Source organism: Pseudalkalibacillus sp. JSM 102089, from assembly GCF_041366475.1.
In the GTDB taxonomy this organism is placed as follows: Bacteria; Bacillota; Bacilli; order Bacillales; family Guptibacillaceae; genus Guptibacillus; species Guptibacillus hwajinpoensis_B.
In genome coordinates this window covers 86,586-110,409 of the sequence record NZ_JBEWYW010000001.1, presented here as the reverse complement: position 1 = coordinate 110,409, position 23,824 = coordinate 86,586, and the positions used below count along the sequence as shown (strand labels likewise).

Sequence of the window (23,824 nt, the reverse complement as noted above, 5' to 3'; positions counted from 1 at the left end):
ACAGTTTTATGACGAACACTATCGACTACTCGATGGTGTTTTTTTGATGTAATGAAACAGAATCTTATATAGGACGGTGATTAAAATCAGAATAATCGAAAATAAACTAGATTTGAAGTATTTAATGCATTATAATAACATCCAAGAAGGATATACTTCACAATATCAAAGGAGTAGTTATGAAGCATTTATCAATCAATCAAATGGTTAAAAAACACTATTCATCACTTTCTCCAGGTCAGAAGAAAGTCGCAGAATGGATTACTCAAAATGATGAGGAAGGAGCATTGCTTACTGCTTTTCAAATGGGGAGGAAAGTAGATGTAAGTGAAACAACGGTCATTCGATTCGCCTATGCACTAGGATTTAAAGGATATTCCGAAATGCAAGAAGCCGTGCGGCGTCATTGGTTAGAGAAAAAGCAAGATCATCAAGAAATTCCTTCACACGTACAAGAACCAACGGAGCAGACTCTTTTCAAACAGGCGATAGAAAAAGAAACATCTGTCTTAAAACAATTATTAGCACAATTGGATGTAGAAGAGGTCTGGAAGGTAGTCGATCATTTCATTGAGGCAAAAAGTGTATACATTGCAGGATTTGGGAGTTCCTATGGAGCGGCGTACTGGTTGTATTATAACTTAAAGCAATTCAGAGCAGGTGTATTTCTATCTGAACCCATGGCTTTTTCTCCTGAAGATCTTTGTGACCTTACGCAAGATTCAGTCGTTGTGATTCTTTCATTCCCGCGTTATCACAAAGAAGCGATCGAACTTGCTACATTTACTCAAAGGCTAGGAATTCCTGTCGTATCTATTACAAATCGGCATTTATCTCCAATTGGTCCGCTTTCTACAATAACGTTAACAACCGAAGAGAAGATGGACTCAGGACACCATTCCATTGCCTCGGTCATTAGTCTTCTAGAAGTGATCATTCAAGGGGTGCAATTCAAAGATCGAGAACGAATAAGTCTTCGCCAACAAACGTTGGAACAACTTTATAGTGAGCGTCATTGGTTTGTGGAATAAACTTTGAGAATAAGGGTGGAATGGGAATGAATGAATTATCAAAACGTAACGAAACAGTTAAGGTATCACATTTTTCTACAAAAGATATCTTAACCTTTTTAATTCCGTCATTAATAGGGATCCTCTTATTTATTGTGCCGATAACACAAGATGGGGGTATCACGATCCCTGTGGCGTTTTTAGCGGGACAAATTAACGCTTCAATCGGCGAACTCATACCTGCTATAACGGTTTTCATTATGGTAGTAGCGACAGTAGGATCATTTGTAGCAGTAACGATTAACCCTCAATTTTTAGCAAGAAACCCAGCTTTACATACGTTATTACACGTTCGTCCATTCTGGTTAATTGCGCGTTTACTCGGAACAATATTTGCTGTCATGACGCTATACCAACTAGGACCAGAAATGATTTACTCCGAAAATACTGGTGGGCTTTTAATTTACGACTTAATCCCAATCTTATTTTCAACATTTTTACTAGCTGGGCTATTGTTGCCGCTTCTTCTCAACTTTGGACTTCTTGAATTCTTTGGGGCATTGCTTATTAAAATCATGAGACCGCTCTTCAAATTGCCTGGTCGATCATCTCTTGATTGTCTTGCATCATGGGTAGGAGACGGAACAATCGGCGTTCTTCTCACAACAAAGCAATACGAAGATGGGTATTACACAAAAAGAGAAGCCGCTGTTATTGCAACCACTTTTTCAGTTGTTTCCATTACATTTACAATCGTCATTATTTCCTATTTGAATTTGGAGCAGTATTTTCTACATTACTATGCAACCATCATATTTGCTGGACTTGTAGCGGCACTCATCATGCCACGCATTCCACCATTGTCTCGAAAGTCAAATAAAGCATATGAACATACAGAATTAAAGAAAGAAACGGGGATTCCAGAACAATTTTCACCCGCTAAATGGGGCTTTCATCAAGCGGTTTCAAAAGCCCAAAAGAATAAAGGACCGATGAGCGTAATAAAAGAAGGCGTACAGAACGTATTAGACATGTGGTTAGGCGTTTTACCAATCGTAATGGCTATAGGTACCATTGCTTTGATTACAGCAGAATTCACCCCATTCTTTACGATTCTAGGGAAGCCGTTTGAACCGATCCTAACATGGATGCAAGTGCCAGAAGCTGGTGAAGCCGCTCAAACAATGGTTGTCGGATTTGCGGATATGTTTCTACCAGCTGTGATTGGTAGTGGCATTGAAAGTGAATTAACCCGCTTCGTCATTGCCTGTGTATCTGTAACACAATTAATATACATGTCTGAAATGGGTGGATTACTCCTCGGATCTAAACTTCCTATCAGCATTGTCGATTTAATCATCATTTTCTTAATTCGCACATGTATTACACTGCCGATCGTTGTTGCTATCGCTCACCTTATCTTTTAAAAGAAAGGAAGTTCGAATGTGAATTTCGTAGAAGAAAACCATGATAAGATTTTAAAAACATATCATGAGCTACATCAACTTGCTGAGCCAAGCTGGCAAGAAGAGAAAACAGCTCATTACTTAAAGGAAAAGTTAGCGGAAGTCGGTTATCACATCCAAACCTTTCATGGGCACTTTGGATTTATTGCAGAGTTTAAAGGAAAAAAGGCTAATGTGATCGCTCTTCGTGCAGATATGGATGCGCTTGTTCAAGAGGTAGAGGGGGTTGTTAAGCCCAATCACTCCTGCGGTCATGATGCGCATAGCACAATGGTGCTATTTGCCGCATTATCACTCATAAAAGAGCCGATGCAGCATACCATTCGCTTTATCTTTCAACCTGCGGAAGAAATGGCTGAAGGAGCACTAAAAATGATAGAAGAGAATGTGCTAAAAGACGTTATGTTTCTAGCAGGGATTCATTTGCGTCCATCGATGGAGATTTCTTATGGCAAAGCCGCACCGATTATTTCGCACGGCTCAACCACCAGTATAAAAGGTTGGATCAAAGGCGTGCCTTCACACGCGGCTAGACCTGAGACAGGTAATAACCCGCTTGAAGCAGCAGCGGTTTTAATTCAGGAAATCCAGCGTATTCGGTTAAATGTTCCTGATCCTTTTTCAGTGAAGATTACTGAGCTTCATGGCGGGGAAGCATCTAATTCGATTCCCGCTAAAGCTCGCTTCACACTGGACTTAAGGTCAAGGTCCAACGAAACAATGAAGAAACTGATCGATCAAACGAAATACATCATTTCTAAAGTAGGAGAGCTAACAGAAACAGAAATAGCGTCTGAAATAGCCGAATATTCTCCAGCCGCTGTTAAGAACGATTTGGCCATTACCCTCGCTAGAAAGGCGATTACTTCTTCTTTAGGTGCTAACAATGTAGTGGATGAGTGTGTGTCACCAGGAGCGGAGGATTTTCATTTCTATTCATTAAAGTATCCTCATCTTACTGCAACCATGATTGGGCTAGGATGTGATTTAACGCCTGGATTACATCATCCTGATATGCAATTCAACAAGGAAGCATTGATCGATGGCACGAAAATCCTCATTCAATTGTTGGTAGAAGCCGATCAATATGAATGGTAAGAAAGAAGGGATACGAGTTGAAAGCAAACTTACTTAAATCAGTAACGATCCGCACCCTTCATTCGGTTGAAGAGCTTGAGGAAGTGAGACGCTTAGAAACAATCGTATGGAGCTTTGATGATTCCGTACCAGTGAATCAAAGTATGGCCGTTGTCAAAAACGGTGGATTTATATTAGGAGCCTTTTATCAAGACAGACTTATCGCTTTTCAATATAGCTTTCCAGGATTTAATGGTGAGAAAGTGTATCTTGTTTCTCAAAGTTTAGGCATTCATCCAGATTATCGAAGACTAGGAATTGGTGAAAGACTGAAAATCGAACAAAGAAAAACAGCGTCAAACATGGGATACGATTTCATTACGTGGACGTATGATCCGCTAGAGACGGTTAACGGCACGCTAAACTTACACAAGTTAGGGGCAGTCGTGAGCACGTACCTTCCAAATGTCTACGGTCTCATGGATGATAATCTCAATGCAGGGATACCAACTGATCGCTTTTTAGTTGAGTGGGATACGAATGAGATGAAGCGAAGTACTGAAACGACTCCAACGATACCTTATGCTCTTATACCAGGTGGAGATAACCTTTTTAGCAAGCCTGAAAAACTAGACCTTTCCCTTAATGCTAGTAAGATATTTGTACCTGTTCCAGGAAACTTTCAAGAAATCAAAAAGTGCGATCTATCACTAGCTATTGACTGGAGAGAACAAACAGGACTTGTTTTTTCTAACTACCTAAAGAGAGGGTGGAAAGTGACTGATTTACTAAAAAGGGAAGAGTATCCACATCATTATGTATACCTCTTAGAGAAAGGTGATCAAAACAATGAAAATTAGTAGCATTATCTTAAGACAAATCAAGATGGACCTACTTCATCCTTTTACAACAAGTGTTGGAACCGAGCGAGACAAAGATATTATACTAATTGAAGCAAGATCTCATTCTGGCCAATCAGGATGGGGCGAATCGGTCGCCATTATGGAACCAATTTATAACGAAGAAACCGTTCGTACCAATTGGCACATGATGAATGACCATTTAATTCCGCTGCTTCATCAACTAGACATCACTCACCCTGATGAGGTATCAGAACGTTTCAAGAAAATTCGCGGCAATTATAACGCCAAAGCGGCGATTGAATGTGCGATATGGGATCTATATGCTAAAGAAAACAATCTACCGTTAGCTCAAGCACTTGGCGGGGTGAAGAATAAAATAGAAGTTGGCGTCAGCGTAGGAATTCAATCTTCACATGAAAACATTTTAAAGCAAATAGATGAATATCTCCAGAGCGGGTACAAACGCATTAAGATTAAAATCATGCCTGGTTGGGATATTGAGATTCTAGCTATGATACGCAAAAAATTCCCAACGATCGAGTTAATGGCCGATGCGAACTGCGCTTATACACTGGATGACATTGAACACCTTAAGAAGCTAGATCAGTTCCATTTAATGATGATTGAACAGCCTCTTGCTCACGACGACATCATTGATCATGCCAAACTTCAAGCTCAATTGGATACACCTATTTGTTTGGATGAAAGCATTCATACTTATGAAGATGCGAGAAAAGCCATTGAACTTGGAAGTTGTCGAATCATTAACCTTAAAATCGGTCGCGTTGGAGGCTTAACTGAATCTAAGAAAATCCATGACCTATGTACAAAGCATCATATTCCTATGTGGTGTGGCGGGATGTTGGAAGCAGGGATTGGCCGAGCCCATAACCTCGCCATCACTTCACTCAGTCAATTTACATTGCCAGGAGATACAGCTCCATCAGCTCATTACTGGAAGAGGGATATTATTAAACCAGAAGTAGCAATGAACAATGGTTATATCGACATCCCTGAAGGTCCGGGTATAGGATTTGAGCCTGATCTAGAGTATATTAACGAATTGACGGTACATAAGCATGTAGCAGTGTTGAAATAGAAATTAATAAATGCGGAAGTCACTTATTTTAATAGAGATAAGTGACTTTTTTTGTTTTCTAAGCACCTTTTTTGGAAAAAGAACTGTAATTCATAACAAATATGAAGGATATAAGATCAAAAAGTGCCATTTTCACGAACACAGAACATTTGTTCTTAGTCGGATTTGTTTAGTAGTTTGTGAAGGTGAGCTATTTTACTAAAAACGAGTGGAATTTAGTAAAATATGACGTTCTCGATACAAAAGTGCCAATTTTACGAGGTGGCGAACGTTTGTTCTATCGCGTGTTTATACTATAAAATAGATGAAAAGGAGGTTATAAAATGTCTAAAATGAAACTCAGTTTGAATGAAGTGATATCTCTCTAAGAGAGCGGTTCTAGTACTAGCGAAATAAGCTTATTAGCAGGAGTTTCTACAGACACATTCTCGGCAGCTACTGACCACTAATGGCGTTGAAAAGCGAGCAAGAGGGAGCTGGAAAAGGAAATACTCGTTTATGGATATATTGCCTCTCAATCACAATCTATTGCTTTTACGCAGAAAGATCCAACTATTCTGGAAGAAATCAAGAACGTATTCGATTCAATTCAACCTTTATATAAAAATATCGGGGTATACAGTTTGCTTTTTCACAGCAAAATTATGAAAAACGATCTTCGAACGCTATTTAATATTACATCTTAGAAAAGTTACAATATCACGTTTCCGATTGTATCAGAACAATATATTCATTATTTTATAAGAGGATATTTTGACGGCGATGGTCACGTAAATATATGGAGACTTTGCTAACAACGCTAACGCAGTATGGATTTGATCCATATATGAGTGAAAATGGAAAACACTACCGAGTTTTTATTACTGGCAGGAAACCAATTAAACAATTCGCCGATTGGATTTATCATGACAAGCCACTTTATTTAAAACGTAAATATGAAGCTTTTGCTCAGGAAACATTTACAGCTGATGAACTGCATGATCGAAAACGAAACCGAGATCGCAAATAAGCGTTCAATGAATTGATATGAATCCAAATGAAGCAAGTAGAGGAGTACACAAAAGTTCATTTGTACTCCTTTGCTAAATTTTTATTTTAGTTTACATAATATATATTATAGGAAGTTAATTCGAAATAGTGAATTCCGTCTCATTCGTTAAGTAAACTTAAGATAGTGAGACGGAATTGAAATTTTATCCGATTTTTAAAATACGCGCTAGATCATCGTTTAAATCATAGCTATTAATTAAATAAGAATGAAATTCTTTATTTTCATTATCGTTTCTAGAAATAATAACAGTATCTTCATCTAGGTTGATTCTAAGTTCTTTGCCAGTTTTTAAATAAATGATGAAATCAGCATCTTTAACTTGAACACGATGATTCGGTAACTGTGTTAAATCATTGTTATCTAGTTTATTTACCCAACTAACTAATGTTGATTCATCCTCATTTGACGTGATAACTTCACTTTCTTGCTGATCGCTTCTATGTACCTGTATTTCATAGATGTTCTGTTCATCGATCTTTTGATGCAAGCTGCTTTCAAGACTTGTGGCACTTGCAGTATGCGCATATTTATCATTTTTGTAGTCTATATAAACTTCAGCTGTTTTTAGATATCCAAATGCGAGAACAGAGAAAAGTAGGATGGTTAGAAGTCCTTTTGTTGCTTTTTTCATACAAATCACCCGCTTTCCTTTTCCAGCTAATGCTGTGGTTAAATGCCTAAACACTTCACCTCTTTCATCATAACAAAATTTTATTATATTTCATTCAATTATGGGAGTTTTTTTATAATTTTCTTAGCGTTTTAATAGTACTTTTGTTTTATTTTCGTAATCATCTTATCCTATTAAAGGGGTAAAACAATGGATAGCGAATTAGTGCATAGTACATCTATTCTTGTTAAATCGGTATAGCACTTCTATTCATCTACTTACGAAGGAGATTATTCCATGCCATTTTTTATTGCAGTCCTCCCTCCTCACCAGATTATCGAGAGAATTCATTCCTTTCGAAAGAAATGGGATTATCATGAACCTTCGCCACCACATATCACAGTAAAAGCTCAAAGTGGTTTAACAGCAACCAGTGATTGGCTTGAAAAAATCGAGCATATTTGTCGGACCTTTCCCGCTTTTGAATTGAAGCTAGGTGCTCCAGCTGCATTCGGGTCAAATGTCTTGTTTAGCAGCGTATTATCTAAGGAGATCATCTCGCTTCATTTACTATTAGTTGATGCTATTAAGCCTTCACTACAAGAACAAAAAATGTATTATGAAGTAACTGATTTTATTCCTCATTTAACGATTACTCAGCAACATGAACCAATAGATCCCATTCAATTCAATGAGATAAAACGAGATGCAGAACAAACACTAGACGAATTCGAGCCCTTTTTGGTTCAATCCATTCATATTTTTTCAGTGAATGCCTCCAAAACTTATACACCTGTTCTTGAACTTCCTTTACGTCCAGTAAACAAACTGTATTAAGGTTAGCCGCTACCTCTAAATCAAAAAAACGCCCGTGATGATCCAGGGCGTTTTTTGAATCATTATTTTGATTTCAAGGCTTTCTCCAAACGTTCTAAGCCTTCTTGCAATACTGAACGTGGACAGGCAATATTAATGCGCTCAAAGCCTTTTCCACCTTCCCCAAATATATAACCTTCATCAAGAGCCAACTTAGCTTCTTCCTGAACGAATTGTTCAAGTTCTTCATGTGTCATCGACAGGTTACTGAAATCCAACCACACAAGGTAAGTACCCTCTGGTTCAATCACTTCTATTTCTGGTAGACGTTTATTAATAAATTGAGTAAGATACGACAGGTTACCTTGTAAGTACTCCATCAACTCTTCAAGCCATTTCTCGCCATGAGTGTATGCCGCTTCTACAGCAATAATACCAAATGGACTTGGTGCAAACAGACCCAATTTCCCCATATAGCCGTTAAATTGCTCCCGTTTCTTCTCATCTGGAATAATGATCGTCGATAGCTGCATGCCCGCAAGATTAAATGTTTTACTTGGTGCGATGCACGTAATTGTATTTGCTGCGATCTCCTCTGAAAGAGTTGATAGAAGCGTGTGCTCATACCCTTTGAAAATAAGATCAAAATGAATATCGTCTGAAACGACTAGCACATCGTTCGCTAAACAAAGCTCAGCAAGCTGTCTAAGCTCATCTTTCTTCCACACTCTTCCTACAGGGTTATGTGGATTACATAGTAGTAACATGGTCACTTCAGGATCTTTAAGCTTTGTTTCGAGGTCATCAAAGTCCATCGCATACTTGCCATTTTCTTGTATGAGAGGATTATCAACGACTTCCCGCTCGCTCTTTTCAACCATATCACGAAACGGATAGTAGACAGGCGATTGAATAACCACTTTCTCTCCCTTGTTCGTATACGTGTTAACAGCAGCGGATAGCGCTGGAACAACTCCTGGCGTAAAAACGATCCAATCCTGTTCAATTGACCAATTATGACGTCGACTAAGCCAGCTTTGCACCGCTCCCTTCGTGTCTTCTGTCGGCATTGAGTAACCAAATATCCCATGCTGAATTCGCTTTGTAAGAGCATCAATTACTGCCTGTGGAGCACGAAAATCCATATCTGCTACCCACATTGGCAGCAAGTTTTCCTTTTCAAATATGGTATCTGTGTGATCCCACTTTACTGAATGTGTATCAAATCGGTTAATTCGTTCATCAAATACGCTCATAGTGTGCCTCCATTTGTTCAATAGTCCATCTTTTACTTTATCAAAACTTATCCGATCTGTCAGAGACGGCGCTTCCCTCTATCTTATCGTACATTTAATTTAAAAAGACAGTAACATAGGTTGATGGTAGAATGAATGAAAGTAAGAATAGTTATAGCTTATATCCATTTCAATAAGGTATAACTGAGATACTATGTTTAAAGTGAGGGTTAATTCATTATGAATACATTACACCATGCCTTCTGGAGCTATTTTTTCTTTCGGAAAAAAAATAGGCGTACTGTTAAGTATCTTGTTATAGGTGGCATTGCACCTGATATCATTTATTATGTGATGTTTTTGTACTTATTAGTTGAACGAAGTATCCAGAAAATCATCAATCCAGAAATACAACTGTCCCTCCATTATTTTATCCACGGCTTGTTTGAACACCCTGTCGTTGATGTATTGCGGAAACTTGGTCATTCCATCGTGATCTGGTTCATTGCCTTTATTCTTCTCATGATCATTCATCGAGGTTTTAAGCTGACCCCTCTGTCTGGGTTTATATGGGGATGGTTTTTACATGTTTTTGTGGACTTTTTTACACATGTGAGTGATGCTGTGCCGATCTTCTATCCTATTAACAATACCGTAATCCCTGGAGTTGTTTCTTATTGGAATCGTGATTACTATGGTACAGAGTTTAGTATTACTCATGGTATTGTTCTTGTATCAACGATCATCTACCTTATCCTGGAACGGCGCCGTACAAAGAAAGTGTTAAATGATGCTCGAAGTAAAGAAATTCAATCATAATAAAAAAGGAGCAAGCGTCGGTAAACGACCTGCTCCTTTTGTTATTTTGTATTCTCGTCAAGCGTCGGATCCTTTTTGGTTACTCGATTCCGAATGAGGATTGGAATAACCGAAAGTAAAATAAAAACTCCTACCGCAATGGCAATAATCTTTGGATCGCCTGAGACTAGGCTACTACCTAAAAAGTTGTATGCGAATGTCCCTGGAATGATACCAATAAGCGTACCAAAAAAGAATGATGCAAAACGAATTTTAGATAGTCCTGCTGAATAACTAATTAAGTCAAAGTTAAAAAGAGGAACGAACCGAAAGAATAATACATAAAAGAATCCGTTTTTCTCAAGCTGTTCTTGTAATTTACGTCCTTTTCCCTGCCAATCTTTATTTGCGATCGATTTACCTAGCTTTCTTGCTACAATAAATGACAACACCGCTCCTCCTGTTGCCCCAATCACTGTATAAAAGGTTCCAAACAATGAGCCAAATGCTAGCCCCCCTGCAATTGATAAGACAGAGGCTGGAAAAAAAATAAGAGGACGAATGGTGTAAATTACCATATAAACAATCGGTGCGAGTATACCAAACGATAATATCCAATCCCTGATCTCTTCTACTTTAAAATCAAGGTACGATCGGCTGAACCAAATTAATAAACCAACAATGATGACTATCGCAAACCACTTGAACCATACCTTTGGATGTTTCATCTCCCCATCCTCTCTCAACACTTCTCATGTCTACCTTACCTGAATAACATGAAATTAGCTGTAACATGGCTTACATCATTTGTTTGTATACTAGAAAAAGCGTTAGGATGATCAAACTACTTGATACGACACCTTCGCCCTTCGATGCCGTTTTCAGATAAAGCGGAAACCTTACGCGAAGAGGGATTGGATAAAACAATTGAATACCTCTCACTGTCATCGCATCCAGCACAATATGACTAACGATGCCAACTAGAAGTCCAATTTGAATCAAGTGGTCGAATTGAAAGCTGAATGTTGACATAAGCCAGTAGATTAGAATGATAAAAAGAATACTGTGGGTGATGGTACGATGACCAAAAAACCTGCTTATCCCTTTGGATAATGTCCTGGCCCTGCGTCCCGTCCATGATCCCGGATGACATATGTCCGGAAGAAGTGAACCAAAAAGACACGCTCCGTAAAAGACGATCATTCCTGGTGCATCTAATTTATCTGTTATGTAGTAGCTTTGAGCGGCTACGCCAAGACATATACCACCAATGGCGTGTGTTTTCCCCTCCATTTTATTCCTCCTTTATCTGTGTTTTCTTGTTCGTATTGTTGGAAAGTGCCATTTTAGAGGGGGTGCAATCATATGTTCGCATATCATTAAGTATAACACAAATCGATCACCACAAATACTAAAAAAAGACCCGCTCTGAAGCGGATCTTTTGGTTGGTTATTCGGGTTTGTCGATTTTTTTGATCTCGATGGCATCGCCAGTTTCACTTATATCTAAAACAAAAGAACCATTACTATAGCGATCATTAGGTCTGTACGTAGATGGATCGACTTCTACCGGCTCACCTTTTTTCGTTCGAACGATAATCAAGTCTTGTTTAGTTGTCGCGGCCACACCAACGACACGATGAGGATTTGATTTTAATTCTCTTAGCATCACGACACCACGCTTGGCCCTTGTGGTAATCTCAAATTCACTTAACTGCATTTTCTTGACTGCCCCTCTATGAGTGACAAGGAATATATCATGCTTAGCTGTTGGTTCATAAATAATTCCGCTCACAACGTAATCATCTTCTTTTAAATTAATGCCCTTCACTCCGCTTGCCCGTTGCCCGACAAGACTTATCTCTTCTTCTTTAAACCGAAGACCGTAGCCGAAGTGTGTTGCTAGAAAGACTTCTTTACTTCCATTTGTCCGGTATATATCAATCAATTCGTCTTCTTTTTTTAACTTAAGAGCCATAAGAGGCTTTGAATAACGCTGAGCTTTGTACTGAGAAAGCTCTGTTTTCTTAATCATCCCTTGCTTAGTCACAAAGACGAGGAATTGATCATCTTTAAACTCTTTGACTTCCATAGCTTCAATAATTCGTTCGTCAGATTCAATGGAAACAATGTTTGCAACGTGCTGCCCCAAATCTTTCCACCTGATTTCTGGTAGCTCATGGACAGGCAAATAAAGATAGCTTCCTTTATTCGTAAATAGCAAAATTGTGTGAGTCGTATTGCTATCAAATTGCCGTAGCAGCGTATCCGTTTCTTTCATTCCGAAGTCTTTTCCATTCGATGCCGCGTAAGAACGAGGGCTCGTCCTCTTAACATAGCCATCTTCTGTCACCGTTACAATCACGTCTTCAGATGGAACCATGACTTCAAGATTAACTTTGATATCTTCAATTTCATCTTCGATCACAGTCATCCGACCATCTGCATATTTCTTACGGATTTCTAATAATTCTTTTTTGATAAGATTGACGAGTCTTTTCTCACTTCCAAGAATCGTTTCAAGTTTGTTAATAAGCTGGCTAAGCTCCTTAGATTCCTTTTGAAGCGTTGTGATATCCGTGTTTGTTAAGCGATATAGCTGTAAGTTTACAATCGCTTCGGCCTGAGCGTCTGTAAATTCGTATTGAACCATTAAATTGTTTTTAGCATCGCGCTTATCCTTTGAGGAACGAATCGTTGCAATAACCTCATCCAAAATAGAAATGGCACGAATGAGACCTTCTACAACGTGCTGACGGTCTTTCGCACGTTTTAAGTCATATTCTGAGCGACGAATAACAACTTCCTTCTGATGTTCAATATAAGCCTTTAGAATTTGTTTTAAGCCCATTTGCTTCGGTGTTTTGTTATAAATGGCCACCATATTGTAGTTATACGTAATTTGAAGGTCAGTCGCTTTGTATAAATATTTCAATATACCGTTAGCATCTGCTTCTTTTTTCAACTCAATAACGAATCGAAGACCTGTACGATCCGTTTCATCACGGACCTCTGAGATCCCTTCAATTTTTCGATCTACTCTTAGTTCATCAATTTTCTTGACAAGGTTCGCTTTATTGATTTCATATGGAATTTCCGTCACAACAATTTGTTGACGTCCTCCACGAACTTCTTCAATCTCTGCCTTGCCACGTAGAATGAATTTTCCTTTACCCGTTTCAAATGCTTTTCGAATGCCTTCTGTTCCCTGAGCAATGCCACCAGTTGGGAAGTCAGGTCCTTTTATAACGCCCATTAGCTCTTGAAGTGTTACGTCAGGATTCTCCATTTGCATAACGGCAGCATCGATAACTTCTCCAAGGTTATGAGGAGGAATATCCGTTGCATAACCCGCTGAAATACCCGTTGAGCCGTTAACGAGCAAGTTAGGAAAACGTGCTGGTAAAACAATAGGCTCATTTTGTGTATCGTCAAAGTTTGGAGCAAACTCAACTGTATCTTTATCAATATCTCGTAGAAGTTCTGATGAAATTGCTGCAAGACGAGCTTCTGTATAACGCATCGCAGCGGGTGGATCTCCATCGACACTACCGTTATTACCATGCATCTCAACAAGGATGTTCCTTACTTTCCAATCCTGCGTCATTCTGACCATTGCATCATACACGGACGTATCTCCGTGTGGATGGTAGTTACCAATAACGTTACCGACTGTTTTAGCCGATTTTCGAAATGCTTTCTCTGCTGTGTTACCTTCATGATGCATCGCATAAAGAATACGACGTTGTACAGGCTTCAGACCGTCCCTTGCATCGGGCAGGGCACGGTCCTGAATAATGTATTTACTATAGCGACCAAAAGCGTCTCCAAGGACATCTTCCAGTGGGAGATCTAAGAATTTTTCTGCGTTAGCCAATGTTACGCCTCCTCTTCAATAATGGAAATGTTCTCATTCTCGATGATATTTGTTTCTTCATTTAATCCGAATGCCACATTGGATTCAATCCACTGTCTTCGCGGTTCGACTTTATCTCCCATAAGAACAGAGACGCGTCGTTCTGCACGAGCAATGTCTTCAATCTTTACGCGAATCAATGTGCGGCTCTCAGGATTCATCGTTGTTTCCCATAATTGATCGGCGTTCATTTCACCTAGACCCTTATAGCGTTGAATCGTATAGCCTTTACCAACCTTTTTCATAGCCTCTTTCATGCCATCTTCATCCCAGGCGTATTCCACAACTTCCTTCTTGCCTTTACCTTTACTAATTTTATATAACGGTGGAAGAGCAAGGAATACCTTTCCGTGTTCAACTAACTGCTTCATATAGCGATAGAAGAAAGTTAATAGAAGCACCTGAATATGAGCGCCGTCGGTGTCGGCATCCGTCATGATAATTACTTTATCGTAATTTGAATCTTCTATAGTAAAATCAGGTCCGACTCCCGCTCCAATAGCATGAATAATCGTATTGATTTCTTCGTTCTTGAAAATATCCTGCAACTTCGCTTTCTCCGTGTTGATAACTTTCCCTCGTAGTGGAAGGATTGCTTGCGTACGACGATCGCGTCCTTGTTTAGCTGAGCCTCCAGCTGAATCTCCCTCAACCAAGTAAAGCTCATTCTTTTTGGGATTACGCGAAGTCGCTGGAGTCAGTTTTCCGCTTAGGATGGTTTCCTTGCGTTTACCTTTCTTACCAGATCGTGCATCTTCTCGCGCTCTTCTTGCAGCTTCCCGAGCTTGAGCGGCTTTAATGGATTTCTTTATTAGCATTTCACTAATGGACGGATTCTCTTCTAAGAAATACGAAATCTGACCAGATACGATCGCATCAATCGCTGAACGTGCTTCACTTGTCCCTAGCTTGCTTTTTGTTTGCCCTTCGAACTGCAGCAATTCTTCAGGAATACGAACAGAAACAATGGCCGTAAATCCTTCTCGAATATCGTTCCCCTCAAGATTTTTATCCTTTTCTTTAAGGAGGTTCACTTTCTTAGCGTAATCATTGATCACGCGCGTAATGGCTGTTTTCATTCCAGATTCGTGTGTTCCACCGTCTTTTGTTCGGACGTTGTTTACGAATGAGAGAACATTCTCTGAAAATCCATCATTGTATTGGAAAGAGAAATCTAGTTCAATACCATTGCTCTCACCGGTAAAGGTGACAACTGGATGAAGCGTCTCTTTATCTTCGTTTAGATAGTTGATAAATGCCTCGATACCGGTTTCATAATAGAAGACTTCTTTACGGTCATGACGCTTATCATTCAGCTCAATCTTTAGTCCTTTAAGTAGAAATGCAGCTTCACGTAAACGTTCACTAAGGGTATCGTAGTTATAGTTTAGCGTGCTAAACATCGATGTATCCGGCTTAAAATGAATCGTCGTTCCCGTTTTGCGCGTTTTTCCAATATTTTCAAGAGTTGTTGCCGGTTTACCCCCATTTTCGAAACGTTGTTTGAAGATGAATCCATCTCGATGAATGGTCACTTCAAGCCATTCAGAGAGAGCATTTACTACAGATGCACCTACACCGTGTAGTCCACCGCTCGTTTTATAACCACCCTGTCCAAATTTACCACCAGCGTGGAGAATCGTAAGGATAATTTCTGGTGTTGGTTTGCCAAGTTTGTGCATTCCAACTGGCATACCTCGACCGTTATCTTCTATACTGACACTATTATCTTCATATAAAGTAACGTTGATTTCATTCCCATGACCTGCAAGAGCTTCATCCACTGAATTATCAACGATTTCATAAACTAGATGATGCAAACCTCTTGAGTCCGTGCTTCCTATATACATACCTGGACGCTTTCTAACCGCTTCAAGGCCTTCAAGAACCTGGATTGAATCGTCACTATACTCTTGCTTTTGTTTTGTTACCATGTTTTTCCCCTTTCAACTTGCTGTATAGACTAGCCTACCATATGAGAACGGGTGTTTCTATATTTTCTTATACCCTATCCTTTTTTTAAAGCATTGCCACATCACAGTCATTTTAATAGCCAGGCAGTGGTTTACAGCTTCTTACTGAATGCGTCTCAATAGAAAAGGAATGATTCCTCTAAGCTTTATTAGCAAAAGATTTTATTTGATCATTCAAGTTTTCCCACTATGAGAACGACGATTATTTCCGTATTAAAAAATCCTGCACAGTGGCAGGAGAGAAAAAAACATCGAACCGTATTGTACCTTATTGTCTATTCTTCATCAATTGTTTTCACGACATGCACGTTACCTTCTTCATAACCAAGCGTAACGATATGACCTTCTTCAACCGACTCCCAATCAGATTTATCGGCTAAATAAGGAGTTTCGTTAACAATAAGATAATAATAAGGTTTTTCAACTGGCGTATTTGTCGCCTCTTCTGCATTTTCACTTGTTACATCTTCTTCATTTTCAGCAATACTTTCATCTTTTTGATCCGTCTCATTCGTAAGTTTTGGTTCTTCATAGCGGATCATCTTTTTTTGAACCTCACCTGTTACATTTTCAAGCTGTTCATCCTGTCCATTCGCGAAAGCAGTGCTAACGGCAAGTACGAAACATAGCAATAAAATAGACAGAAGAGTTCCTCTTAACAAGTTCATACAGAGGCTCCTTTCAACATACTTTCGCTCTTAGTTTACCATAGATTTTTTGTTGAGTAGTGCGTTTTCTCATAATCGTCTTCATTCCCCCGCAAAAAACATTTCGTTAAAATAACAATTCATTGACCGCACTTGAAGAGATCTTGAATGAAGTTTTCGTTTCCACAAACAAAAATATGTTAACTATAAATAAATAAAGGGTGTCGTTTAATTGTTTATCAACCATTTAAATACTGAATAACTTTAAAACCAATTAGATTTATTCACTCACAAATATTAATGTTAACTGAATATAAATTTATGTTGACATAAATAGATTTTTCTTTTACGATTCATTATAGTGATAACGAAAGTGAGGATCAGTCATGAGAAAAATGAAAACAATTGATTTAGTTTACGCAGGAATGTTCGCCGCATTAATGGCCGTTGGAGCAAATATTGCTCAATTCCTTGTTGTCGGTGGCGTGCCAATTACACTCCAAACTTTTTTCGCTATTTTAGCTGGCCTTCTACTCGGTAGTCGACTTGGTGCTATTTCATTGACTGTTTACGCCTTAGTTGGTCTTGCCGGTGCACCAGTTTTTGCACAGTTTACTGGTGGTCCTGCCGTCTTATTTAAACCAACATTTGGATTTATTTTATCTTACATTTTAGTTGCTTATGTTGCAGGGAAAATCGTAGAATCAAAATCTAAACCAACTATAAGAACATTTATGATCGCAAGCTTTACTGGATTTATCTTGAATTATGTTCTAGGAACAAACTATATGTACTACGCATACAAGTTTTGGGCTGAAGCGCCTGAAGGATTTACTTATGGAATGGCATGGATGTGGATGGTTGCTCCACTGCCGAAAGACGTGATTTTATCAATAGTAGCTGCTCTCATCTCACCGCGCATCTACAGTGCTGTTACGAAAACAGCAAAGCGAGCGCAAGTAGCTTAACACTGCATTCCTCTATTCCCAATAGATGAATATAAATTTACCGCCGGTATAACTACCGGCGGCTTTTTTATGTGTGAGCATTATTCACTTGCAGTTTGCTTTGTCTTATTTGAATTTAAGAATAGAGAAACGATAAACATTAGTGCGAGGAAAACAATGACGAGACCAAATCCACCTTTCTCTCCGAAAGCTTCTGAAACAATTCCAATGATGTATCCTGCGATACCACCACCAATACCAGATGCTACATAGATTAAACCTAGTGCAGTACCGGGATTTTTTGAAATAGTCGTTCCAAATGCCGTAGCGGTTGGAAACAATGTAGAGAAGAAAAGTCCTGCTCCAGCAAATAAATAAGGTACCTGGTTCGCAAAGAAGAAGCTGACCGCTACGATAATGACGGATCCTAATGAGAAAGAAATCATAATCAATCGTTCGTTGATTTTATTCGCAAGATAAGCCACTCCTAAGCGCCCAATCATAAAGAATACTGAGAAGAGTGATAGAATCGTTGCAACCATATCCGATTTTGCCTCGGTAGATATGCCTCCTAATTCAAGTGATTTTAAGTAAGGCGGGAAGAAATTAGTAAACGAAACTTCTGCAGATACTTCGAAAATTAAGAAGAACATTAAGAAAATCATTTGTGCATCTTTTAACATTGGTACAAATGCTTTTAAATTGATTTTTTCTGCTTTTCCATCAGGGAATTTAACCGATGTGACATAAAAAATAACGAGAATATTTAAGATGGCAATAGCAAGATAGAAATATCGCCATGATGCAAATTGGAACATGTAATTAAGGATTTGTGGAAAGACGATCATCCCAAGTCCATAGATCCCCATCGCTAAATTGAACATTTGATTCTGCTTCTCAGGATATGCAGCCGGTACAATCGCATTGGAAGCAACACCAAGCGCTCCAAGCCCGAACCCAATTAACATATAGAAACCTAAGAAGAATGTAATGTTTGGGGCAAATCCGGTACCTGCAAAACCAAGTCCCATGACAATCGTTGCAAAGATCACCATTATTCTTAACCCTTTTTTATCTGTTAAATAACCGAAAATCAAACTCGCTAGCGTAAATCCTAGTTGGAATATCAAGACAACTAATCCGAATTGACTCATATCAAGTCCAATATCCGTTTCCACTTTATCAAGCACAATCCCCTTTGTATTCGTCACCCCTCCAGAAACGAACTGGGTAAATAATAAAATAATTAACGCGTGAATACTTTTCCCTTTTGACATTGCTCGTACCTCCATAAATTAATCTATCACAGGGGATTCCACGGTATATTTAACTTAAAACTTGCTAATATTTTCGGACTATTTTTCGGTAGCGTTACCATCTCTGTCACATTGAGTATTCTAGATAAGAAAAAAAGTTGCAGAGAGTATTAACTCTCTGCAACTTACTTCATCTGATAGACGAAATACGTAGCGACAAAATAGATCAAAACAATTAATGTGGATGGAACCATATAAAAAAGCGTGCTACGTTTCTGTTTTCTTGTAATACTATATAAAATGACGAGCACCACCACAATTGATGATACGGTTGTCACAATATTAGACATGCTAGCATGCCTAAATAAGTTTGTCTTAAGATAAATAGCATCTGTAAACGAAAGCAGCATGATATTAAATGCGTTACTTCCTAGAAGGGAGGTTATTCCCATACTGTAATTCTTAAGTTTCAACGCTGTTGCAACACTTACAGCATCAGGCAAAGAAGTACTCGCTCCTACAAGAAATGATCCAACAAACGAAGCTCCTAATCCTGTGCTTTCCGCAATTCGATCGGCAGTTAATGTTAATACCGTTCCGACAATCATAATACCGACAGCGGATAAGATGAACATCGTTAGAACTTTTTGGTATGAAAACTCACCGTATTTTTCATTCTTTCGACTTCTCCGTTTCACTTTCTCTTCTGTTAATTTGTTAATCCACTTCACACCAGCAAAATACACAAGAACAAGAATGATCGAACTATATCCGATATGATAAATGCTCGCTGGTAGTGTTAAGGATAAACCTCCTACAACAATTAACGTCATCACGATAACAAGATAGATGTATAGCTTACTCCCTACATCTGTTTGTCCCATAATCTGTTCGCGACGGTAGACCATATCAAGAACGGCGAGGGCTAATAGATTAAATAAATTACTCCCAAGCAAATTCCCGATTGCAAGATCTGGACTATCAATAACAATTGCCGTCACGCTTGATGTTAGTTCGGGCAATGATATAGCAGCACCAATGATAATTCCCATAAACGCTGAAGACGTTTTTGTTTTCTCACTAATGGCATCACCATACATAGCAAGTCGAGTAGCAACGAAATAGGTGGCAATCGCCGCTAAAATAAATAGTAGAATTGTAAATATTAAATTCATAGATGATCTCCTTAATACGTTCGATTTCCTTGTTCACCATTTCCTTCCCAAGTTAATACTAAACCATAATAAATAGAATGACTCGAAAATGTAATGTTCCATAATTGCATTAACAAGTGAGATTTCCAAGGTATGGGTATATGTTTTGGGACATGAGTTATTAAGAAGGAATTTAGGCATGGTGACCGGGAAAATAACCCCCCCGACTCCTAAAGAGCGGGGGTTTTGTTAAATGAATAGTTGTGAGCAAGCAGTTCGAAAACTAAGGTACCTGAATTAGTTCAAAGTGTTGCCACTCATACGGTAGTAATTGCAGGTAGCGTTTTTCTAAATAACGATTATCAATTAGTAATAAAAGACCTCGATCAGTTTCTGTTCGAATGAGTCGACCGCCTGCTTGTTGAACACGGTTCATCCCTGGATAAACGTAAGTGTAGTCAAAACCATTTCTTCCAGCTTGATCAAAGTAAGATTTCATTAGCTGCCGCTCGGTATCAAAATTAGGGAGCCCTACTCCAACGACCACCACTCCTGTAAGACGATTCCCTTTTAAGTCTATCCCTTCTGAGAAGATGCCACCTACAACAGCAAACCCAACTAAGCTACCTTTTCGATCAGATGTGAATTTTTTTAAAAACGACTCTCTTTCTGCTTCCGTCATCCCGCTTTGTTGAATGATCGTTTCCACTTCGTCTGGAGAAGTGAACGCCTCAAAAACTTGTTCCATATAGCCATATGATGGGAAAAAGAACAAGTAATTACCGGGTTTTTCATGAAGCACTTTTTGAAGAAGTGTAACAAGTCTTGGTAGTGTGCGCTCACGATCGCGGTACTTCGTCGAAAGAGGAGCAATATAAACATTCGCATGTTCACGTGGAAAAGGAGAAGGTATTTTCACAGCGTAATCCTCTTCTTTCCAACCAAGCATGTTTTGATAATAAGAGAAAGGTGTAAAAGTAGCTGAGAAAAAAACGTTCGATCGAAACCCTTTCCGCATTTTTTGAAGGAGATGCGAAGGATCGAAACAAAAGAGCTTGATTTTCACCTCGGACTTTCCTGCCTTTACATACGTCATGTATCGCTGATCATAAAGTTTTGCAATTCGAATAAAGTTCTGTGCTAAAAAATATGTTTCAAGTAAAAGCTCATCGCTTCCTTGCTGAAGCAACTCGATTTCACTCACTTGCACAAACGTATCAAGCTGAACAATAAGCTCTTCATCAATTTCGGATAGAACTAACGAACCATTCTGCGTCGATTTTCTGTACGCAATAAACGTGTTATTTATTGATGCTGCTGCGCTTGATACTTCACTATTTTGTCTTTTGTAATTCCGCTTCAACTCAAGAAAGGGTGACTTCATTAATTCGGCAGAATACATTTCTCTAGCCCGATCAACGAGATTATGCGCCTCATCTATAAGAACCGTCGTTTGTTTCTTTTGTTCTTCAATAAGTCGCTTTAAAGAAACGCGAGGGTCAAATAAGTAATTGTAATCGCATATAACCGCATCAGCCATGTAAGACAAATCTAGAGATAGCTCAAACGGACATAGTCGGTGCTTATGAGCATATTTTTCAATAACCTCTCGAGTGATACGCGTCTCATGGTGCAAAATATCAAGCATTCCATCATTAATTCGGTCGTAATAGCCATTGGCATATTCGCAATAATCTTTCTCGCAAATGGTTTTTTCCTTAAAGCAAATTTTATCTCTTGCGGTAATGGTCACAGATGAAGCATGAAGTCCTTTCGTTTCCATTAATTCAAAAGCTTCTTGAGCGGTTTCTCTCGTTATCGTTTTGGCTGTGAGATAGAAAATTTTATTACCATACCCTTCTCCCATTGCCTTAATAACTGGAAATAACGTACTAATTGTTTTTCCTATTCCTGTAGGCGCCGTAGCGAACAACGTCGATTCATCTTGAACCGTTTTATAGACGCTCGCTGCTAACTTTCGCTGACCTTCTCGATAGGAATCAAACGGGAAAGTGAGTGATTTGCTACTGTCATCACGCATGGTAATATGCTTTTGCTTCCATCTAGCAAATGGAGCATACTGTTCGACAACCCATTTCATAAAGTTATTTAGCTCAGACGCAGTTGTTTCCTGTTGATACCGGATGATCTCATTTGTTTCTGACTGAATATATGTTAATTGAATCGTGATTTTCTCTAAGTTGTATTCCTCAACAGCCATGTATCCATAACATTTCGCTTGCGCCCAATAAACTGGGTGTGTCCCTTCATCCACTTCAGTAAGCGGGAGTGACGTGGATTTAATCTCATCGACAATAAATTGTTCATCGTTTTTAAGTAAGCCATCACATCGACCTTCAATATGAAAAGTCATCTCTTCATAAATCAAATTCGTTTCAAACGGTACTTCTTTTTTATCATGTTCTCCATAAGTCTTCTGAATCATCTGGTGAAGTCGAGTTCCTTCCGTCATCGCTGTGGCTGTACGGAAACGAGCATCGATACTTCCCCTCCGAAACGCATACTCGACAAGAGGTCGAACGGATACATTAATCATTTCATTCATCTTATCACCTAATTTTTCGTTTATGCACATTCATTAATAGCCCATTCTTAATTCGTAAAGACACAAGCGGCTCGGCTTCCACACGTTGATCGCTCGAAGCTTGTTGAAGGTGAAACTTTTTCCCAATTGTAGCGAAAATGAGTTGAGCTTCATATGTAGCAAACTGACTACCAATACAGCTTCTCGGACCGCCGCCAAACGGGATGTATGTGAACGGAACTTGTTTTCTTTTCATTCGATCAATAGAGAACTGCTCGGGGTTTTCAAAAAAAGCAGGATTACGATGCATGATATAAGGACTGATTAAAAACGACGATCCAGCTTTGAACGGATGGCCCATTATCTCAACAGGTTCTAACGCTTCTCTTAATAATACCCATGCTGCAGGATAAAGCCTTAACGTTTCTTTAAAAAACTGGTCTGTTAATGGTCGATTCTTAAGGTCATGCTCGTCTAAAGATCGCCATTCAGTCACCAATTGTTTTTCTAATTCGGGATGTACAGAGAGTTCATACCACATCCAGGAGAGGACATTGGCTGTTGTTTCATGCCCCGCGATTAACATCGTCAAAATCTGACTCCTTATTTCTTCTCTTGAAATCGGCGAGCCATCAGAATACGTGGTTTCCTGAAGGAGAGCTAATAAATGATCACCTTTTGGAGTATGGACAATAAGTCGACCAGCCAATTCGTTTAATCTCTTTTTTCCAACTTGATAGCGTCTATTACGTTCTGAAGGAATAAAGGATGGAATAGGAAAAGGTAAGAATAAATCTCCGGCTGATTTTTCAATAATATGAGTAACTGCTTTAACTAGCTCAGCACTTTCTGGTTTTGAGACATCTTGTCCAAACATTGTTTTCATAATAATCCGTAGTGTTAACTTCATCATTTCGGAGCTAATACAGATAACATCTCCGTCATTCCATGCTTTGATAAACTGATTTGTTTCATCTAGAATAATTTCTACATATTGCGCCATTTTCTCTTTATGAAAAGCGGGCATAATCAATCTTCGCTGGCTTTCGTGGATTTTCCCTTCAGAAGTAAGCAAGCCTCTACCAATCGTTTGACTGAGTAATGAAGCGGAGTTTCCTTTTTGAAAGGATGCTGCGTTTGTAACTAGTATTTGCTTAATCGCCTCTGGTTGATGAACAACATAAGAGGAAGCTCCTAATTCTACAAAATCAGCCCCTTCCCTCGTTTTCAATAAGAAACCTAATGGATCTTTACGAAAATCAAGGTAATTTTTTAAACGAATCCCAGATAGCTTCTCAACAGTTCCCATCATATATCACCACTCACTGTTTTTCTTTATTATAGAAAGATCTTCATAAGAC

Annotated in this window: 20 protein-coding genes; 9 read left to right on the top strand and 11 right to left on the bottom strand. The window is 38.9% G+C overall.

All coding sequences use genetic code 11. The features are described 5' to 3' along the window. The first annotated feature begins 179 nt into the window (after positions 1–179). The 6 genes from ABVF21_RS00515 (at position 180) to ABVF21_RS00490 (ending at position 6,524) form a co-directional block, all read left to right on the top strand. Entirely contained in the window at positions 180–1,031 is an 852-nt protein-coding gene (locus ABVF21_RS00515; protein ID WP_371017245.1) for a MurR/RpiR family transcriptional regulator, read from the top strand. A 26-nt stretch (positions 1,032–1,057) separates the two neighbouring features. Then, the gene (locus tag ABVF21_RS00510; RefSeq protein ID WP_303533386.1) at positions 1,058–2,437 is read left to right on the top strand and encodes a YjiH family protein; all 1,380 of its coding nucleotides are present in this window, start codon (positions 1,058–1,060) and stop codon (positions 2,435–2,437) included. Between the two features lie 18 nt (positions 2,438–2,455). Then, positions 2,456–3,574, top strand: a complete 1,119-nt coding sequence (locus ABVF21_RS00505) for an amidohydrolase (protein WP_371017244.1) — start codon at positions 2,456–2,458, stop codon at positions 3,572–3,574. A 17-nt stretch (positions 3,575–3,591) separates the two neighbouring features. Further along, positions 3,592–4,413 carry a GNAT family N-acetyltransferase gene (locus ABVF21_RS00500; RefSeq protein ID WP_371017243.1) on the top strand — a complete coding sequence of 274 codons (822 nt, stop codon included), beginning with the start codon at positions 3,592–3,594 and terminating at the stop codon, positions 4,411–4,413. Beyond that, positions 4,403–5,515, top strand: coding sequence for an o-succinylbenzoate synthase (gene menC, locus ABVF21_RS00495; RefSeq protein ID WP_371017242.1), 1,113 nt, complete (start codon positions 4,403–4,405; stop codon positions 5,513–5,515). The genes ABVF21_RS00500 and menC overlap by 11 nt, the downstream gene beginning before the upstream one ends. A 778-nt stretch (positions 5,516–6,293) precedes the next feature. Continuing rightward, a complete protein-coding gene (locus ABVF21_RS00490) occupies positions 6,294–6,524 on the top strand; it encodes a hypothetical protein (RefSeq protein ID WP_371017241.1) in 231 nt (76 codons plus the stop codon). Positions 6,525–6,708: 184 nt separating this feature from the next. On the opposite strand, the gene ABVF21_RS00485 is transcribed toward ABVF21_RS00490, so the two are convergent. Beyond that, positions 6,709–7,251 carry a hypothetical protein gene (locus ABVF21_RS00485; protein WP_194221764.1) on the bottom strand — a complete coding sequence of 181 codons (543 nt, stop codon included), beginning with the start codon at positions 7,249–7,251 and terminating at the stop codon, positions 6,709–6,711. A 222-nt stretch (positions 7,252–7,473) separates the two neighbouring features. Here ABVF21_RS00485 and ABVF21_RS00480 point away from each other — a divergent pair, with 222 nt between their 5' ends. Beyond that, positions 7,474–8,013: a 2'-5' RNA ligase family protein gene (locus ABVF21_RS00480; protein ID WP_303533398.1), complete on the top strand. Its 540-nt coding sequence runs from the start codon at positions 7,474–7,476 to the stop codon at positions 8,011–8,013. Between the two features lie 62 nt (positions 8,014–8,075). Here the strand turns inward: ABVF21_RS00480 and ABVF21_RS00475 are convergent, their stop codons facing one another. Beyond that, positions 8,076–9,248 carry a MalY/PatB family protein gene (locus ABVF21_RS00475; protein ID WP_371017240.1) on the bottom strand — a complete coding sequence of 391 codons (1,173 nt, stop codon included), beginning with the start codon at positions 9,246–9,248 and terminating at the stop codon, positions 8,076–8,078. Between the two features lie 219 nt (positions 9,249–9,467). Between ABVF21_RS00475 and ABVF21_RS00470 the strand changes: the two genes are divergently transcribed. Next, positions 9,468–10,046 (top strand): DUF4184 family protein, encoded by a 579-nt coding sequence (locus tag ABVF21_RS00470; RefSeq protein WP_303533402.1) that lies wholly within the window; start codon positions 9,468–9,470, stop codon positions 10,044–10,046. A gap of 41 nt (positions 10,047–10,087) precedes the next feature. Here ABVF21_RS00470 and ABVF21_RS00465 read toward each other — a convergent pair whose 3' ends face one another. The 5 genes from ABVF21_RS00465 to ABVF21_RS00445 form a co-directional block, all read right to left on the bottom strand. Beyond that, complete coding sequence (locus tag ABVF21_RS00465) at positions 10,088–10,753, bottom strand: TVP38/TMEM64 family protein (RefSeq protein WP_303533403.1); 666 nt, start codon at positions 10,751–10,753, stop codon at positions 10,088–10,090. Positions 10,754–10,823: 70 nt separating this feature from the next. Next, positions 10,824–11,318 (bottom strand): metal-dependent hydrolase, encoded by a 495-nt coding sequence (locus ABVF21_RS00460; protein WP_303533405.1) that lies wholly within the window; start codon positions 11,316–11,318, stop codon positions 10,824–10,826. A gap of 157 nt (positions 11,319–11,475) precedes the next feature. Beyond that, entirely contained in the window at positions 11,476–13,902 is a 2,427-nt protein-coding gene (parC, locus tag ABVF21_RS00455; protein WP_303533407.1) for a DNA topoisomerase IV subunit A, read from the bottom strand. Between the two features lie 2 nt (positions 13,903–13,904). After that, positions 13,905–15,875, bottom strand: coding sequence for a DNA topoisomerase IV subunit B (parE, locus tag ABVF21_RS00450; RefSeq protein ID WP_194221771.1), 1,971 nt, complete (start codon positions 15,873–15,875; stop codon positions 13,905–13,907). A 314-nt stretch (positions 15,876–16,189) separates the two neighbouring features. Continuing rightward, positions 16,190–16,582, bottom strand: a complete 393-nt coding sequence (locus ABVF21_RS00445) for a hypothetical protein (RefSeq protein ID WP_371017239.1) — start codon at positions 16,580–16,582, stop codon at positions 16,190–16,192. Positions 16,583–16,947: 365 nt separating this feature from the next. Here ABVF21_RS00445 and ABVF21_RS00440 point away from each other — a divergent pair, with 365 nt between their 5' ends. Beyond that, positions 16,948–17,529, top strand: a complete 582-nt coding sequence (locus ABVF21_RS00440) for a biotin transporter BioY (protein WP_303533411.1) — start codon at positions 16,948–16,950, stop codon at positions 17,527–17,529. Between the two features lie 80 nt (positions 17,530–17,609). On the opposite strand, the gene ABVF21_RS00435 is transcribed toward ABVF21_RS00440, so the two are convergent. From ABVF21_RS00435 to ABVF21_RS00420, 4 genes are all read right to left on the bottom strand, one after another. Further along, the gene (locus tag ABVF21_RS00435) at positions 17,610–18,785 is read right to left on the bottom strand and encodes an MFS transporter (protein ID WP_303533412.1); all 1,176 of its coding nucleotides are present in this window, start codon (positions 18,783–18,785) and stop codon (positions 17,610–17,612) included. Between the two features lie 164 nt (positions 18,786–18,949). Then, positions 18,950–19,939: a sodium:calcium antiporter gene (locus ABVF21_RS00430; protein ID WP_303533414.1), complete on the bottom strand. Its 990-nt coding sequence runs from the start codon at positions 19,937–19,939 to the stop codon at positions 18,950–18,952. 262 nt (positions 19,940–20,201) lie between these two features. After that, entirely contained in the window at positions 20,202–22,484 is a 2,283-nt protein-coding gene (locus ABVF21_RS00425) for an ATP-dependent DNA helicase (RefSeq protein ID WP_303533416.1), read from the bottom strand. Positions 22,485–22,488: 4 nt separating this feature from the next. Next, positions 22,489–23,772 carry a cytochrome P450 gene (locus ABVF21_RS00420; RefSeq protein ID WP_371017238.1) on the bottom strand — a complete coding sequence of 428 codons (1,284 nt, stop codon included), beginning with the start codon at positions 23,770–23,772 and terminating at the stop codon, positions 22,489–22,491. Positions 23,773–23,824 lie beyond the last annotated feature (52 nt).